This window comes from Komagataeibacter melomenusus, assembly GCF_013155395.1.
Taxonomy (GTDB): Bacteria; Pseudomonadota; Alphaproteobacteria; order Acetobacterales; family Acetobacteraceae; genus Komagataeibacter; species Komagataeibacter melomenusus.
In genome coordinates this window covers 1-16,787 of record NZ_JABJWC010000012.1, presented here as the reverse complement: position 1 = coordinate 16,787, position 16,787 = coordinate 1, and the positions used below count along the sequence as shown (strand labels likewise).

Below are 16,787 nucleotides of genomic sequence, written 5' to 3'. Positions count from 1 at the left end.
AGGGCGGTTCAGGGCCGCATGGCCGCCCGTGTGCCATCAAGGGCACGCAGCTTGCGGTGCAGGGTCGAGCGGCTGATGCCCAGCATCCTTGCCGCCACCGCCACCTTCCCGCCCGCGCTGGCCAGGGCCGTGCGGATGGCCATGGCCTGCGCTTCGCGCAGGGGCGAGCGCTGCACGGTCTCCTCCATCAGGCACAGGTTGACATCGCCCGCAGGCGGCAGGCCCATCTGCACGCGCGCGGCATGGGTAGCGCCCACCACATGCCGCTCGCGGTTGAGCGCCATCATCGGCACGGATGCCGATGCGCCCTGCGGCGGCCCGAGCAGCATGATGGTATGGCCCCGATACAGGTCCATGAAGAAAGCCTGCTCGATCTGGCGCGCGGCCTGCAGCAGGCTTGAGGCGATGAGCGCGCCAAGGCTGCCATCGGGCGAGGGGCGGTAGGAACTGGCATTGAGCGCGCCCGCCATGCGCCCCATCGCGTCATAGACCGGCGTTGCGATGCCGGTCAGCCCGTGCAGGAAACTGCGCCAGTGCTCATTGCGGTGCACGCTGATGCTGCGCTGTTCGGCAAGGCAGGTGCCAATGCCGTTGGTGCCCGCATGGCGCTCGTGCCATACGGCGCCGGGCCACAGGTTCCACCGGCGGCAGCCGCGTTGCAGGGCGCCCGCCACGTTATGCGCCAGCACCACGCCCGCGGTATCGGCCAGCAGGGCGGTGTAGCCCACGGGTTCAAGCGCGTGGTGCAGTCGCACCATTTCGGGGCCTGCAAAATACAGCATGCGCCCCGCGTGCTGGCAGGCATGGCGCAGTTCCGTGCCCGACAGCACATCGGGCAGCACGGGCGTGCTGGGGTCGAGCGCGTAGTCGTGCCGGCACCGTTGCCATGAGGCTTCCAGCCCCGTCCCGATCACGGAAGGGGCAGGCCGGGCAGGGAAGGCAGGCGGAAAACCGGAACCGTGCAGCATGCTGTCTCTTTGCCAGGGTGGGAGGGGTGGCGGCTAAACACGCGGCCACATGGCGCGGTTTCGCGACACTTCGTACCGGCCCCGTCACATGGGCGTGAAGCATCGGGGCCGCGTGCTTGCGCCCACAGGTGGCTTGCGTGTGTGCTGCCCACAGCCCGGTTGCGTGCCGCATGGCATGCGCGACGGGACCAGGGAAGAAACAGGGAAAAGACCCATGCAAATAGCGCGTGAAACGCTGCTGCGCTCGTATCGGGCGATGCGCACCATCCGGATGTTTGAAGAGCGCCTGCATGTCGAATTTGCAACCGGTGAGATACCCGGCTTCGTGCATCTGTATTGTGGTGAGGAAGCCTCCGCCGTGGGCGTGTGCGCCAACCTGACCGATAACGATACCATTGCCAGCACCCATCGCGGCCACGGCCACTGCATTGCCAAGGGCGTAGAAGTGGCGGGCATGATGGCCGAGATCTATGGCCGCAGCACCGGCGTGTGCCGGGGCAAGGGCGGCTCGATGCATATTGCCGACCTTGCCTGCGGCATGCTGGGCGCCAATGGCATCGTGGGTGGCGGCCCGCCGCTGATCTGTGGCGCCGCACTCTCGCACAAGACCCTGCGTGATGGTGGGGTTGCGGTGGCGTTCTATGGCGATGGCGCCTCGAATGAAGGCACCACGCTTGAAAGCCTCAACCTTGCCTCCGTCTGGCAGCTTCCCGCCGTGTTCGTGGTGGAAGACAACGGCTATGGCGAGGCCACGGGTGCCTCCTTTGCCTGCGCGGGCACCCAGAAGGCGCGGGCTGCCGGGTTTGGCATGCCGTATATCGAATGCGATGGCTCGGATTACTTCGCCGTGCATGAGGCGGCGGGCGAGGCCATCGCCCATGCGCGCGCGGGCAGGGGGCCGGTCATGCTGCATGTGCACCTGCAGCGCTGGTATGGCCATTTTGAGGGTGACGCCATGACCTATCGCGCGCCGGGCGAAGTCGCCGAGGCCAAGCGCGACCATGACTGCCTCAGGCTGTTCCGCGAGCGCGTGACGCAGGCGGGCCTGTTCGAGGACAGCGTGCTCGACGAGGTCGATACGGCCGTAACCGACGAGATCGAGGCCGCCGTGCTGCAGGCCAAGGATGACCCGCTGCCGCAGTCAGCCGACCTGCTGGCCGATGTGTACGTGCGCTACTGACCCTGCCCCAACGCGAAGGAGATAATCCATGAGCAAGAAAAGCTTCCGCCAGGCGATCAACGAGGCCCTGCGCCAGGAAATGCGCCGCGACCCCACCGTCATCCTGATGGGCGAGGACGTGGCGGGTGGCCGTGGCGGCTCGGCTGGCACGGTCGATGCCTGGGGCGGCGTGCTGGGTGTGACCAAGGGCCTGTATGAGGAATTTGGCGAGACCCGCGTGCTCGACACCCCCATTACCGAGGCCTCCTATATCGGCGCTGCCGCAGGGGCCGCCGTGACCGGCCTGCGCCCGGTGGCGGAACTGATGTTTGTCGATTTCGTCGGCTGCTGCCTCGACCAGATCATGAACCAGGCCGCCAAGTTCCGCTACATGTTTGGCGGCAAGGCGCGCACGCCGCTGGTCATCCGGGCCATGTACGGCGCGGGCTTCAATGCCGCAGCCCAGCACAGCCAGGCGCTGTATCCGCTGTTTACCCATATTCCGGGGCTGAAGGTGGTCATCCCGTCATCCCCCTACGAGGCCAAGGGCCTGCTCATCTCGGCCATACGTGATGATGACCCCGTCATCTTCCTTGAAAACAAGGTGATGTATGACGTGGAGGAAGAGGTGCCCGATGAGCCCTACGCCATCCCCTTTGGCGAAGCCAACCTCACGCGGGAGGGCGATGACGTGACCATCGTGGCCTTTGGCCGCATGGTGGGCATGGCCAACGAGGCTGCCGACCGGCTGGCAAAAAAAGGCATAGGCTGCACGGTCATCGACCCGCGCACCACATCGCCGCTCGATGGCGAGACCATACTGGACTGCGTGGCCGATACCGGCAGGCTGGTCATTGTTGATGAATCCAGCCCGCGCTGCAACATGGCCACCGATATCGCGGCCCTGGTGGCGGAGGAGGCATTTGATGCCCTGCGCGCGCCCATCCGCCGCGTGGTGCCACCCCACACGCCGGTGCCCTTCGCCACCGTGCTGGAAACGCTGTACATGCCCAGCGTTGAAAAGATCGAGGCTGCGGTCACCGCCACCATGAACCACCGCGTAAAGGAGAAAGTGTGACATGACTCCCGACATCACCCCCATCACCATGCCCAAATTCGGCCTTGCCATGACGGAGGGCAAGATTGCGGGCTGGCTGGTCGAGCCCGGCACGCAGGTCACGACCGGCGAGGAACTGGTCGATATCGAGACCAGCAAGATCACCAACACTTTCGAAAGCCCGGTCGCGGGCCTGCTGCGCCGCCATGTAGCAGCCAATGGCGAGATGCTGCCCGTGGGCGCGCTGATCGGCATCGTGGCCGATGCGGCGGTGGCGGATGCGGATATCGATGCGTTCATCACCCGCTTCCAGGCCGATTTTGCCGCTGCATCGGACGCGCCCGGCGGGGCGGAGGCCGCTGATGAGCCGGTGATGATGCAGGTGGGCGCGCACAACCTGCGGGTGCATGACCGGGGCGCAGGAGACGGCACGCCGCTCGTGCTCATTCACGGTTTTGGTGGCGACCTCAAGAACTGGATGCTCAATCACGCAGCCCTTGCGCATGGGCGGCGCGTCATTGCATTCGACCTGCCGGGGCATGGCGGCTCGTCAAAGGATGTGGGGCCGGGCACGCTGGCGTTCTTTGCCGATGTCACGGCGCAACTGCTGGCGCATCTCGATCTGCCACGCGTGCATGTCATGGGCCATTCGCTGGGCGGCGGCATTGCGCTGACACTGGCCCAGGTCCAGCCTGCCAAGGTGGCGTCGCTGGCCCTTATCGCCCCCGCCGGGCTGGGGCCGCAGATCAACATGGATTTCATCAACGGCTTCATCGAGGCCGACCGCGTGCGCGGCGTGCAGGATGTGCTGAAATACCTGGTGCATGACAAATCGCTCATCGGGCGGCGCATGGCCGATGACGTGCTGCGCTACAAGCGGCTGGACGGGGCGGAAGCCGCATTGCGCACGGTGGCGGCGGCGTGTTTTCCGGGCGGGAAGCAGGGCGATGACCTGCGCCCCGTGCTGGCCACGGCCGACATGCCCGTGACCCTGATCTGGGGGCAGGCGGATGAAATCCTGCCCGTGGCACAGGCCGATGGCCTGCCGGGCAGCGTGACCCGCCACATCCTGCCCGCCATCGGGCACATGCCGCAGCTTGAAAGCGCCACGACGGTCAATGAAGTTGTGGAAGCCTTCATCGGGCATGAGGTGGCGACGGCGTAAAGCCTGTTCTTGACAATCAGCATGCCGCCTTCTGGGGGAAAGGCGGCACCCGGAAACTTTGTATTTCATTCATGAACTGTTTTTGGAAAAAAATTAACGCATGTCAGGCCCGGCACTTTTATTTTCCGCAACAATATTCGGTCCTGCCGCATTCCGGTCACCATAAGGTGTCCATCCGGTGCTTGCCACAACGCGGCCGGTATGTCTTGAGTAAAGTCCTGAACAAGCAGAAAACAGCAATGCCGCAACTGCAATGCCAGTTACGGCACGGGAATAACAATAATGTTTGTCGGACTGGACCTGGGTACATCATCTCTCAAGGCCGTGCTGGTCGATGACCGGCAGCAGGTCGTCGCCAGCCACGCCCACCCCCTGCGCGTAACATCGCCGCAGCCGGGGTGGAGCGAACAGGCCCCGCAGGACTGGTGGGCGGCGCTGCTGGGCACCATGGATGCGCTGGCGGCGGCAAACCCGCGCGAGATGGCGCAGGTCGTGGGCATTGGCCTGTCGGGGCAGCAGCATGGCGCGGTGCTGCTTGGCGCCGATGGGGGCGTGCTGCGCCCGTGCATTTTGTGGAATGACCTGCGCAGCGTGGCGCAATGCGCCGAATTCGAGCGCCGCTTTCCCTATAGCCGGCAGGTCTGTGGCAACATCGCCATGCCCGGCTTTACCGCGCCCAAGCTGATCTGGGTAGCTGAACATGAGCCCGCGGTGTTCGCCGCCACCCGCCATGTGCTGCTGCCCAAGGCCTGGCTGCGCTACCGCATGACCGGCGAGATGATTGATGACATGTCCGATGCTGCCGGTTCGCTGTGGCTCGATGTCGGCGGGCGGTGCTGGTCGGATGCGGCGCTGGCAGCCACCGGGCTTGGCCGTGACGCCATGCCCGCTGTGGTCGAGGGCACGGCGCGGGCGGGCCTGCTCCATGCTGACCTGGCCCGGCGCTGGGGCATGCAGGGCCGCCCCGTGCTGGCAGGCGGGGCGGGTGACAATGCCGCCGGTGCCGTGGGGCTGGGAGCGGTGCAGGCGGGGTCATCCTTCCTGTCACTGGGCACATCGGGCGTGCTGTGGGTCACGACCGACCGTTTTCGCCCCCATCCGCAGGGCGGCATCCATGCCTTCTGCCATGCCGTGCCCGCTATGTGGCACCAGATGGGGGTGACACTCTCGGCCGCGTCGTCGCTGGCGTGGTGGGCGCGTGTCACCGGCATGGCGGAAAGTGCCCTGCTGGCCGAATTGCCGCCCGAGATCACGCGGCCTTCGCCCGTCATGTTCCTGCCCTATCTTTCAGGCGAGCGCACGCCGCATAATGACGGGCAGATCCGGGGTAGCTTCGCCGGGTTGGCGGATACCACCACGCGGGCGGAGATGACGCAGGCCGTGCTGGAAGGCGTTGCCTTCTCGTTTCGCGACGTGGTCGATGCGTTGGCCGATGCCGGGTCCGTCCTGCACGATGCGGACGTGATTGGCGGGGGCTCGCACAGCCGCCTGTGGGTCTCGATCCTTGCCAATGTCACGGGGCTTGCGCTGCACCGCCTGGCGCATGGGGCGCAGGGCGGGGCCTTTGGTGCGGCGCGTCTGGCCCGAATCGCTGTAACCGGCGAGGCGGTTGCCGCCATATGCCAGCCGCAGCAGCGTGAGGAGACGCTCGTGCCCGATGCGACCATGGCCGCAGCCTACGCCACGCCACTGGCCCGTTACCGCGCGCTTTATCCCGCCCTGCGCAGTGCGATGGCCGCATGCCCGGCCTGAAGGTACAGGCGGGGCAGGGTGTGGAAAAAGACGGTTATGGCCGTATGGCGATCATGTTACGCATGTCGGGCAAGAATAAGGAAATGGATAGAGTTTGATGAAAACACGCCTGTTCCCCCGTCTTTTCCATCATTATGCCTGCGGGGCGGCCCTGCTGGCCCTTCTCGCGCCCATGGGCGCCCATGCCAGGGACAGCGTGGACCATGGTGCTGCGCCAAGTGGCAACATAACCGTGGTCGCCCGGTTTGCGGACATGCAGCCCTCCGGCATCGCGGCCCTGCCTGACGGGCGGCTGGTCATTGCCTTCCCCCGCAGCGCCGCCGACCACAAGGGGCCGCGCCTGGGCCAGCTGGTCAAGGGCAAGGCCATTCCCTTCCCCGATGAAGCGACGCAGGCGCGTTTCATTTCCCCCCTTGGCATGACGGTGGATACGGCGGGCCACCTGTGGATCGTGGATGAAGGCACCGTGGCCGGGCAGGCAGCGCCCGCCACCCCGATGCTGATCGGGCTGGACCCCAGGAGTGGCCAGATCATCGCCACCATCCCCCTCGGCCCGGACACCGGCGCCACGCGACCGGACAGCCACGTCAATGACGTGCGTGTGGACCTGACGCATGGCGGGAAGGGCACCGCCTTCATCAGCGATACCTCGCAGATGGATCACCCGGCCATCATCGTGGTCGATATTGCCACCGGCCATGCCCGCCGCGTGCTTGAAAACGCGCCCTCCGTCCGTGCCGAGCAGGGCTTTGCCATGGAACTCGATGGCAGGATGCTGCGTTATGACATGGCGCATCCGGCCATGGGGCAGGGCGGGATCGACGGTGTTGCGCTGAGCACGGATTCCAGCACGCTGTACTGGCAGCCCCTGTCCAGCCGCAGGCTGTACAGCGCGCCGACCGCACTCCTGGCCAACCCCGCCACCAGGCCCGCGCAGCTTGAACAGGCCGTGCGCGACGAAGGGGAGGACGCCGTGGTGGACGGCATGGCGACCGGGCCGGACAATTCCCTCTACCTGACCGATATCGAACGCCACGCCGTACTGCGCCGCCTGCCTGACGGGCAGCTTTCGGTCGTAGCCCATGACCCGCGCCTGATCGCGCCCGATGGCCTGACCATCAAGGATAACGCGCTGTGGCTGACCGTGGGCCAGTGGGGGCGGCTGCCCGTGTTCCATGACGGGCACGACATGGAAGAGCGCCCCTGGCTGGTGGTGAAGATACCGATGCAATAACCCCGGGCGCGCCGCCGCCCCGCCCTGATCCGGCGCAGTTGAAAGAACGCATAATAATGGCGCATCACAGTCAAACGGTTACCGGCTCCGGCATTGTCAACCTGATTGCAGGCGTGGCCGCGACCGGCGGCCTTCTGTTCGGGTATGATACGGGCATCATTTCAGCAGCCCTTTTGCAGATCACCCCGGCCTTTGCCCTGGGCACGCTGGGGCAGCAGGTGGTGACCTCGGCCATCGTGGCCGGGGCGCTCGCGGGATGCCTGATGGCCGCCCCGCTGTCCGACCGGCTGGGGCGGCGCTACATGATCATGTTCGCGGCCCTCGTCTTTATCGTGGGCACGCTGGTCGCCTCTTTCGCGCCGGGGGTGGGCGTGCTGGTTGCGGCGCGTTTCATCCTGGGGCTGGCCGTGGGCATGTGCTCGCAGATCGTGCCGGTCTATATCGCGGAAATCGCACCGCGAGAAAAACGCGGCCAGATGGTGGTGCTGTTCCAGCTTGCCGTTGTCACCGGCATTCTTGTCTCCTTTATTGTTGGTTACCTGTTCCGCGCGCAGTCCTGGCGGCTCATGTTCGGGCTGGGGGTCATTCCGGCGGTGATCCTGCTGGGCGGCATGTCGCTGCTGCCGCGCAGCCCGCGCTGGCTGGCCATGAAGGGCAGGCTGGAAAGCGCGTTTGACGTGCTGCAACGCCTGCGGCGTGACCCGGTGGCGGCCCGCGCCGAACTCGATGCCATCGTGGCCATGCATGATGAGCAGGCCCCGTGGTCGGCCCTGCTGCAACCCTGGGTGCGGCCGGCGGTGGTGGCATCGGTGGGGGTGGCGCTGTTCTGCCAGATTACCGGCATCAACGCGGTGCTGTATTACGCACCCACCATTTTCGCGGGCGTGGGGTTTGGCGAGGGATCGGCGCTGCTGACCTCGATCGCCATTGGCGTGGCCATGGTCATCTCCACCGCCTTTGGCAGTTGGGCGGTTGATGCATGGGGGCGGCGCAGGCTGCTGCTGCGGCTGGTGCCCGGTGCTGCGCTATCGCTCATGGTGCTGGCAGTGATGTTTGCCCAGGGGGCAACGCATGGCATCAATACATGGATCACGGCGGCAGCGGTGGTGTGCTACGCCATATTCAACGTGGGCAGCCTGTCGGTGGCGATCTGGCTGGTGGGGGCCGAGGTCTATCCGCTCTCGTGCCGCAGCAAGGGCATGAGCCTCGTGGCCGCGACCCACTGGACGGCGGACCTGCTGATCTCGCTCACCACGCTCTCTCTGGTGCAGGCCCTCGGTGCGGCGGGCACGTTCTGGATGTATGCGGGGCTGAACGTGCTGGCCTTCGTGTTCATCTGGCGCTACGTGCCCGAAACCCGTGGCCGCTCGCTTGAGGAAATCGAGACTGCCCTCAAGGCGGGCACCTTCGACCAGTTGCGCTGAACCTGAAGTAAAGACGTTTTTGGGTGTCGCCTTTATTCAAAAAGGCGACGTTGTTAGAAACTTTTATTTTCAAAGATGTACATGCCCGCGTGCGAGGTCGAACGGGCGCGCCGGCACGGGAGAGGAAGGCGCACGCGCCGAAAGGGGCAGGATATGCGTCAGGATCCGCTCCCCGATGGCGTTCTGCCACAGCCACAGGCTGTTGACCTGCCCGCGGAAGCTGGCTTCCCCCCCCATGGCCCCCGATGGCCTGAAGCCCGAGGCAAGGCCAATGCCAAACAGGCCCGCAATTTCGTGCCCCGCCTGATCGAGAATGCCGCAGTTCGGCCCGGTCAGGGCGCCATGGGGCTGGTCTGCCGCAAGGGCGATGGGCTGGCCAAGCGCGTCGCGCACGCGCACGCGGCGCGGGCTGTAGCCAAGACAGGCGATGATGGCATCGGAATGATCGAGAATGTGCTGTATCTGCGCTGTATTGTCGGGCGTCATTTGCAGCGCGTGCAGGCGCGGCTCGGGCGGGGCGCCGGCAATGCCCAGCAGGCGCATGGCCAGGTTGCGCGAATCATAACGCAGGCCACCAAAGCGATGCACGAACTGGCTGACCGGGCAGATGTCGCTGTCAGTAAAATCGGCATACCCGTCCGCTTTTGCTTCCTCCGCCGTGCGGTAGAACAGCTTGAGCCGGGACTGGTGCAGAAGCGTCAGGTGCCCCGGCGCGATCCGCTCGCCCATGTCGCGCAGAATGACATTGGCCGATGACAGGGCGCTGCTGGCGCCGCCGATAATGGTGATCCTGGGTTTTTCGCATCCCGCCAGCATGGCGCGCAGCGTGGGCATGCCTTCGGGCGCCAGCAGGGCATCGGATTGCACGACACGCCCCGCATAACGCGGCAGCAGGGGGCGGCCTGCCACGTTCTCGGTATAAAGGCGTGCTTCGGGCTGGCAGGCGCCAAGGGCCAGCACCACCTTGCCCGCAACCACCTGCTGGCTGCGGGCCCCGCGGGTCGTGGCAAGATCGGCCAGCCAACTGCCATCTTGCTGCCGGGTCAGGGTTTCAAGCCGCCAGCCGGTGAGCAGGCGGGAGGCGGGGTGGGCTGCGATGATCCCGGTCAGCACATGGCCCACTACATTGAGAAAATCCGCCACGATGCGCAGCGGCAGGGGCTGCCGGCCCTGGCTGCGGATCATTTCCACCAGCGGGTGGTGGGTCAGGCGGGCAAGTTCCGGCACGGGGTTGGCTGTAATCGCATCGACAAAGGTTTCCGCCGCGCTGTCGGAGTTGATGACATAGCGCCCCAGCATGCCGGAGCCGATCGTGCTGCCCTGTTCAACCAGGGTCACGCCAGCATCAAGGAGGTGGGGTAACTGGCCGATGCGTGAGGCGGCGAGCAGGATGGCAATGCCCGCGGGGCCGCCGCCAGCAATGAGGATGGGCGTTGTCGCGTGGGTGGACATGGGGCATGGGTCCGTTTTCCGTGGTGGGAAGGAACGACGGGGGCTCAGACAATCTGGGCATGGCAGGCGGCCCTGAATTCGCGGCACACGTAATGCACCATTTCAGGGGTCATTTCATGCCATAGCGGCAGCGACACGATGGATGCGGCCAGCGCTGTGGTCGCACTGAGGTCGCCCGCCACGCTATTGGCGGCGAAATAGCTCTGTTCATGCAGATGGGGCGAGAAATAGGTGGAAGTGCCAATGCGCCTTTGCTTCATGCGCTCAAGTATGGCGCGGCGGTGCGGGGCGTACTGCGCGGGCAGGCGCACGGGCAGGAACTGATAGGCCGTGCGCGTGCCGCGCGGGCGCTGGAACGTGAACTCGGGCAGCAGGTCGTAATACAGTCGTTCGATGCTGCATTTTTTCTCGACCACGGCATCAAGCTGTTCCAGCCCCGACAGGGCCAGCAGCGCCCCGATTTCAGGCAGTTTGGAATTGAGGCCCGGCATGGTGGCATGGCGGACCTGGCCAAAACCGAAATTGCCCATGGCCCGCAGGGCTTCGATCATCTCGGGGTTGTTGGCGTAAATGAAACCGCCTTCACCAATCCCCATGGTTTTTGTAGCGTGAAGCGAACAGATGATGGCATGCGGCGAGCCCTGGCCAAAGCCACGGCCCTGGCTGTCGCGCGCGCCAAGTGAGGCTGCGGCATCAATCACGACGGGAATGCCCGTGTGCCTTTCGAGTTCCGTATAGTATGCCATATCGGCAGCATTGCCGAAGGTGGCATAGGGAAATATTGCCGCAACCTGGCCTTTGTACTGTTGTAATAGTGCCTGTTCGGCATCATGCGATGCCATCCAGTCCTGCGGGTCGATATCACACAGGAGCGGCACGAAGCCTGCCCACAATACGGCATGCGCCGCCGCGGCAAAGGTAAAGGATGGCATGATGATATAGCGCTGGCGCTCAGGACTGGTGTGGCGCGTGACATATTTGAGCGCCATCATGAGGCCGATCGTGGCGTTGCACACCGTTACGCACTGGCCCACGCCGCCGAACATCTGCTCGACGAGGCGTTTTTCGAACTTCTGGTTGATCGGGCCATAATTGGTATAGATGCCCGAGTTTTCCATTGCGATGACGCTCTCGGATAACTGGCTGATCTTCGGAATGTTGGAACGGATGAACGATATTTCCGGGAGCGACATTTCTGTCATTTTCACATTCCGATTCACTGAATTCGGTGAGTAGTACAAGTATTGTTCTGATTGCCGCACCCTAGGTACCATCGGATGCCAGGGTGCTTGCAAAATTACATACCATGTACATTTTTAACGCGCACAGAGGCATATCGTTTACCACACGTTCATGTGATCTCATGTATGAGCAAAGTATACGATAAATGAAAAAGAAAATAAAAATTCATGCATCGAAAAAAAACGACCAGTGTTTTTCCCTATAGGACATATTCATGAAAAACAGGAAAACCGGAATATCCTTCAGCCAATTTAGGTCATAATGCACATGAATCAGGGATCGCGACCGACATGACCGCCGCACGAACATGCGCTATTGTACTGAAAACCTATGCATGGGACAGTTTCGTGCAGCGCCAGTTGCAGCGCCTGCAGGCCACTTTTCCGGATACGGACATTTTTGTTTCCATTGACGAGACGGGCGGCTTTGCGGGCACTATTGCGCACCCCAATGTATTGCGCACCTGCAATGCCGATATGGTGGACGCTGGGTTTGCCAACCGTTTTGAAAAAGGCAGCCTGCTGTGGTGGAATGCCGATTATACCCATTATCAGGTACAGGCCCGCATTCCTGAGTACGCGTATTATCTGTTTGTTGAATATGACGCCTGCATCGGTGGCAATGGCAGCCGCCTGCTTGCTGACATGATCGCGGACGACGCCGATTTCGTCGCGCATCCCATCGTGGCGGACCTGTCATGGTACTGGACGGCGTTTCATGCCGGGATCTACCCCGATGGGCAGTTGCGGGCTTCGCTCAACTGCATTTCCTTTTTTTCCAGCCGTGCGCTCATGCATCTCGCGGCGCGGCGGCGCGCCATGTCGGCGCCGGGGGCGGGAATCAAATTCTGGCCGCTTGGTGAGGCTTTCGTCGCATCGGAAATAGAAAAGGCCGGGCTCAATTTCGTGCCGCTGGGCCGGTATGGCGATGTCTCGCGCTATACATGGTTCCCGCCCATTCTCGAGGCCGATCTGGTGCTGCCTGCGGGGGGGCATACATTCGTGCACCCGGTTCTGGACCAGAAGCGTTATATTGCCAGCCTGCTGCGGCAGACGCATTTCGTGCGGCATTACTTCATGCCCGGTAGTCATTTGCGGCGAGAACTCAGGCGCTTTCCCGGTGCGGTATCACGCTGGCAGCTTTACCGTGCAGCCCTTGCGCGCGCGATCCAGAGGCTGCAAATAGCCCGGGGTGGTCTGTAGTATTTCCTGAATATATAAGATGTTTCCGGGTGTCGCCTTTTTAAAAGGCGATGTTTTCCAGGAGATTGCTTGAAAGTTAGCCCGGAAAACATCCAGTAATCATAAGGAAGTTTTTGGTGAAGCTTTTTTCAAAAAGCTTCGAAGAATGCCACCTTTTTGAAAAAAGGCGGCACCCAAAAACTTTTATCCCTGTTGTTCCTGCTTCATGATCTCGTCCACAACCCGGTCCACCTCCGGCGCCCACGGGCCGGGCGCGCAGCCAAAGACCTGCTTGAGGCGCGTGCAGTCCAGCCTTGCATCGGGCGGCCTGCGCGCTGGTGTGGGCCAGTCCGCCGTGGTGATCGGCTCGATCTCGGGCAGCGGGTTGCCCCGGCGGGCAGCGGCGGCGATGGCGGTGCGGGCCAGTTCGTACCAGCTCGTAGCCCCTTCGCCCACGGCATGGAAAATACCGGCATATTCGTCTTTCCAGCCATTTTCCTCAATGCGGGCGATGATCCTGAAAATCACATCGGCCAACTGGTCGGCGCTGGTGGGGTTGCCGATCTGGTCGCTGACCACGCGCAGTACCGGGCGCTGGGCGGCAGCGTTGACCATGGTGCGCACGAAATTGCGGTTATAGGGCGAATAGACCCAGGCCGTGCGCAGGATGATGCTGCCGGGGTGGGCCGCGAGCACGGCCTGCTCGCCTTCCGCCTTGGTGCGGCCATAGACCGAGCGCGGATCAACCGGGTCGGTCTCGACATAGGGGCTGCCCTTGTCGCCGCTGAAAACGTAGTCGGTCGAGATGTGGATGAAGGGAATGCCCCGTTCATGGCACAGGGCGGCCAGATGGGCGGGGCCGGTATTGTTGGCGCGTTCGGCTTCCGCCTCGTGGGTCTCGGCGGCGTCAACGGCGGTCCACGCGGCGGCGTTGACCACAAAGGAGGGGTCTGCCGCGCGGAAGGCGGCATCAATCGTGTCGGGCCGCTCAAAATCAAAGCCGGGGCGGCCAGCCCGTTTTACATTGCCTTGGGCGGCAAGGGCGCTGGCAAGCTGGCCGCTGCCGCCGGTGACCAGGATCGATTTCTGCATCGTGAGCTTTTTTCTTCTTGCGGGAGGAAAGGATGGGTAAGGGGCGTTCTAGACGTGAAACCAGTCATTGACGTTGGAGAACGCCTCCGCCGCCGCATCCTTGGCCGACAGGATGGCCGCACCGGGGGCCACCGGCCATTCAATGTTGAGCAGCGGGTCATCCCACCGCACCGAGCGCTCGCATTCGCGGTTCCACAGGTCGGTGCATTTGTACTGCACTTCGGCATTTTCGCTCAATGTGCAGAACCCGTGCAGGAAGCCGGGCGGAATCCAGAGCTGCGAACCATTTTCTTCCGACAGGGTCACGCCCACCCACTGGCCAAAGGTGGGCGAGCCGGTGCGGATATCCACCCCCACATCCCATATGCTGCCGCGCGTGCAGCGCACCAGCTTGCCCTGTGCGTGGGGCGGCAGCTGGCAGTGCAGCCCACGCACCACGCCGCGCTGGCGCGACAGGCTGTGATTGTCCTGCACGAACGTGTCGGTAATGCCGGCTTCCTTCATGCGGGCGGCATTGAAGGTTTCGGAAAAATAACCACGATCATCGCCAAAGCGCGGCGGGGTGATCAGCATCATGCCCGCGATGTTGAAGGTCTTTATATCCATGAAAGGGCTCCTGAAATTCCGGTTATGGCCGTTGCAATCAATGGTCAGTGCGTGCCACCTGCAAGAAAGGGCCTGATAGCCGTCATCTGCGGGCGGTCGGTACCATGGTCGGGCTCAAGGGTAAACATATAGTTGCCCCAGAGCGGGCCTGCCGCCCAATAGGTCCATCCGGTCCATACATCGGCGTTGTCGCGCAGGTGCGACAGGATGGGGTCGAGCAGTTTCACGCATTCGGGCTGGCGGCTGACCCCGAACTCCCCCAGAAAGCCGCGGGCATGGTTGGCATGCAGCCAGTCGGTAAACGGGCGCAGGCGGTCAACCGCCTTGTCGGGCGCAATGCAGTCGGCTTTGGTGCCCGAGGCATCGGCATCGAAATATTCATGTACTTCATAGAGCAGCTTGTTATCGGGGTCATGGAGCTGGCTTAAGGCCGGGCCGTTGAGTTTGGCAAAGCTGTGCCCGCCATCCCAGCCAATGCCGGGCACCAGGATCAGGTTGTGGCCACCTGCCTTGCGTATGGCATCAATCGCGGCCTGCACGGCGTCCTTCCAGGCACCCGCGTCATGCTGCTGCGGCTCGTTCATCAGGCCGAACAGGACATGGGTGTTATTGCCAAAAGCCTGCGTCAGCCGCGCCCACAGATCGGCGAAGGCCGCGTCAGGCACGCCGGGCGTACCCACTTCCTGCCCCCGGTAGCGCCCGTAATTGTGGATGTCGAGCACGGTCGCGGCATTATGGGCCTGCGCGTAGGCAATGAACTGGCTGACGCGCTGGAGTTCCTTTTCATCAAGCGGGCCGCTCAGCGTGGGTTGCAGCCGCTCCCACAGCACCGACAGGCGGAAGGTGTTCATGCCCGCCTGCGTGAAGTAATCCACCTCCGCCGGCTTGGGGTAGAGATAATCATACCCGTAGCGCCCCGGCAGCTTGTTGGAGGAATAGGCCGCGCCCGCAAGGTTCACGCCCCGATAGGTCTGGGCAGTTGCCGGAGCGGCCAGTGCAAGCCCGCCCCCCGCAAGGGCGCCCAGCACCCAGGCGGGCCAGCGCGGGGAAGAAGGGAAAGCTGTCATGTCACATGCTCCGCTGAAGGGGAGAAGCGGTTGAAGCGAAAGGCTTTCAGGCGCTCGGGCGCCTGGCGCACGGTCTCTGCCATGGGGATCATGCTGTTGGTCGTGCCATACAGGAACCACAGCAGCGCTGCCGTCTTGATGGTGAAGACCGAGGCCCCGATGCACAGCGAGGTGGAGAAATAGAGCGAGATCATCGCCTTCATCGACACGGCGGCCTCGGTGTGGGCAGGGTGCATGGTGAACAGTGCCAGCAGGAACAGGGTCAGCGGCAGGCCAAGGTTGTTGATGATGTAGGCATAGCCCGTATCCGCCGTATAGACCTGCGAGGGGGCGAGCGCGAACCATTGCGGCAGGTTCCAGTAATCGAGCAGCCGGCCCGAAAACAGCAGGCGGCCCGAGAAGTTGTCGCCGATGATGGACGGCAGGATGCCCGGCATCTCGTGGTTGGCGCCCTGGATCATCAGGCCGAGCATCACCGCCACCGGCATGGCGAACACCACGAAGCGCGAGCGGTACAGCGGGGTCAGCCGCAACAGCACCATCGCCACCGTGCAGCCCGACGCAAAGCGGGAATCCGCCAGCACGAAGCACAGGGCGGAGAGGAAGAACAGGCACGCATGGCGCAGCCGCGAGCCGAGATGGGTGCTCAGGCACCACGCAAACCCGATGGCCGAGAAATTGCCCAGTGAATCCGGCTCAAGGAAGACGGAGGACACGCGGTGCGAGCCGAAGATGGACTGGAAGAACGTGCGCGACGCCGCAGCCCCGCGATTGCCGCTGATAAAGAGGTTGGTGTTGCTGTAATTGACCGTGGTGCTGGCGATGACGCCCTTGTTCACGTAATAGGTCCAGACATCGAACACCATGCCGAACACGTTGGTGAACATCAGTTCGAAAAACCCGATGAACAGGATGATCGCCATCATCACCCACATTGTCCGCTCACCCGCGCGCAGGGTGGAACGCGTGCCTAGCTGGTAGAAGACATAGGCAATGGCCAGGTCATGCAAGATCTTCATGTCCAGGCCGGGATTGATGAGCTTGGCCCCCACCTCGAAACACACCATCACGCCCGTTATGCGCACCACGGCGGGCGAGATGGTGTTGCGCACTTCAAGGAAGGCGAGGAAAATGATGAACAGTTCGCACAGCACGATTTCCGAATTATGGACGGTGATGACATGCCGGGTGTTGATGAAGCACAGCACCAGGTTGAACACGGCCCCCGCCACCACCAGCCATGATATGCCATCGGCCCGCGACAGGGCGGGCGCGTGCGTACTGACGCGGGGCGTGGCGCGGAAGGCTGGCGCGCTGGCAGGCAGGAAGGAAAAGGTATCAGATCCGTGAGGCATGGGTATCCGCATCCTGCGTGGGGGGAAGGGGGC

14 protein-coding genes are annotated in these 16,787 nt (G+C 63.5%); 7 read left to right on the top strand and 7 right to left on the bottom strand.

Annotation, left to right across the window (positions count from 1 at the left end):
- Positions 1–8: 8 nt before the first annotated feature.
- Positions 9–968: a helix-turn-helix domain-containing protein gene (locus tag HNW77_RS06705; RefSeq protein WP_172156314.1), complete on the bottom strand. Its 960-nt coding sequence runs from the start codon at positions 966–968 to the stop codon at positions 9–11.
- Between the two features lie 214 nt (positions 969–1,182).
- On the opposite strand from HNW77_RS06705, the gene HNW77_RS06700 reads away from it, so the two are divergent.
- From HNW77_RS06700 to HNW77_RS06675, 6 genes are all read left to right on the top strand, one after another.
- Positions 1,183–2,148 carry a thiamine pyrophosphate-dependent dehydrogenase E1 component subunit alpha gene (locus HNW77_RS06700; RefSeq protein WP_172156313.1) on the top strand — a complete coding sequence of 322 codons (966 nt, stop codon included), beginning with the start codon at positions 1,183–1,185 and terminating at the stop codon, positions 2,146–2,148.
- 28 nt (positions 2,149–2,176) lie between these two features.
- Positions 2,177–3,205, top strand: coding sequence for an alpha-ketoacid dehydrogenase subunit beta (locus tag HNW77_RS06695; protein ID WP_172156312.1), 1,029 nt, complete (start codon positions 2,177–2,179; stop codon positions 3,203–3,205).
- 1 nt (position 3,206) lies between these two features.
- Positions 3,207–4,349 carry an acetoin dehydrogenase dihydrolipoyllysine-residue acetyltransferase subunit gene (locus tag HNW77_RS06690; RefSeq protein ID WP_172156310.1) on the top strand — a complete coding sequence of 381 codons (1,143 nt, stop codon included), beginning with the start codon at positions 3,207–3,209 and terminating at the stop codon, positions 4,347–4,349.
- A gap of 282 nt (positions 4,350–4,631) precedes the next feature.
- Positions 4,632–6,101, top strand: a complete 1,470-nt coding sequence (gene xylB, locus HNW77_RS06685; protein ID WP_172156308.1) for a xylulokinase — start codon at positions 4,632–4,634, stop codon at positions 6,099–6,101.
- A gap of 97 nt (positions 6,102–6,198) precedes the next feature.
- A complete protein-coding gene (locus tag HNW77_RS06680; protein ID WP_172156306.1) occupies positions 6,199–7,335 on the top strand; it encodes an L-dopachrome tautomerase-related protein in 1,137 nt (378 codons plus the stop codon).
- Between the two features lie 56 nt (positions 7,336–7,391).
- Positions 7,392–8,759: a sugar porter family MFS transporter gene (locus HNW77_RS06675; protein ID WP_172156304.1), complete on the top strand. Its 1,368-nt coding sequence runs from the start codon at positions 7,392–7,394 to the stop codon at positions 8,757–8,759.
- Between the two features lie 69 nt (positions 8,760–8,828).
- Here the strand turns inward: HNW77_RS06675 and HNW77_RS06670 are convergent, their stop codons facing one another.
- Both HNW77_RS06670 and HNW77_RS06665 read right to left on the bottom strand, forming a co-directional pair.
- Positions 8,829–10,211, bottom strand: a complete 1,383-nt coding sequence (locus HNW77_RS06670; RefSeq protein ID WP_187353197.1) for an aminotransferase DegT — start codon at positions 10,209–10,211, stop codon at positions 8,829–8,831.
- Between the two features lie 44 nt (positions 10,212–10,255).
- A complete protein-coding gene (locus tag HNW77_RS06665; RefSeq protein ID WP_241694333.1) occupies positions 10,256–11,413 on the bottom strand; it encodes a DegT/DnrJ/EryC1/StrS family aminotransferase in 1,158 nt (385 codons plus the stop codon).
- Positions 11,414–11,743: 330 nt separating this feature from the next.
- Between HNW77_RS06665 and HNW77_RS06660 the strand changes: the two genes are divergently transcribed.
- A complete protein-coding gene (locus HNW77_RS06660; RefSeq protein ID WP_241694332.1) occupies positions 11,744–12,655 on the top strand; it encodes a hypothetical protein in 912 nt (303 codons plus the stop codon).
- A gap of 183 nt (positions 12,656–12,838) precedes the next feature.
- Here the strand turns inward: HNW77_RS06660 and rfbD are convergent, their stop codons facing one another.
- The 4 genes from rfbD to HNW77_RS06640 are packed head-to-tail and all read right to left on the bottom strand — an operon-like array spanning position 12,839 to position 16,754.
- Positions 12,839–13,726, bottom strand: coding sequence for a dTDP-4-dehydrorhamnose reductase (gene rfbD, locus HNW77_RS06655; protein ID WP_172156302.1), 888 nt, complete (start codon positions 13,724–13,726; stop codon positions 12,839–12,841).
- A 48-nt stretch (positions 13,727–13,774) separates the two neighbouring features.
- Positions 13,775–14,332, bottom strand: coding sequence for a dTDP-4-dehydrorhamnose 3,5-epimerase (rfbC, locus tag HNW77_RS06650; protein WP_172156300.1), 558 nt, complete (start codon positions 14,330–14,332; stop codon positions 13,775–13,777).
- A 44-nt stretch (positions 14,333–14,376) separates the two neighbouring features.
- Positions 14,377–15,399: a glycoside hydrolase family 5 protein gene (locus HNW77_RS06645; RefSeq protein WP_172156298.1), complete on the bottom strand. Its 1,023-nt coding sequence runs from the start codon at positions 15,397–15,399 to the stop codon at positions 14,377–14,379.
- Complete coding sequence (locus HNW77_RS06640) at positions 15,396–16,754, bottom strand: polysaccharide polymerase (protein ID WP_241694331.1); 1,359 nt, start codon at positions 16,752–16,754, stop codon at positions 15,396–15,398. Before HNW77_RS06640 ends, HNW77_RS06645 begins: the two co-directional genes overlap by 4 nt.
- Positions 16,755–16,787 lie beyond the last annotated feature (33 nt).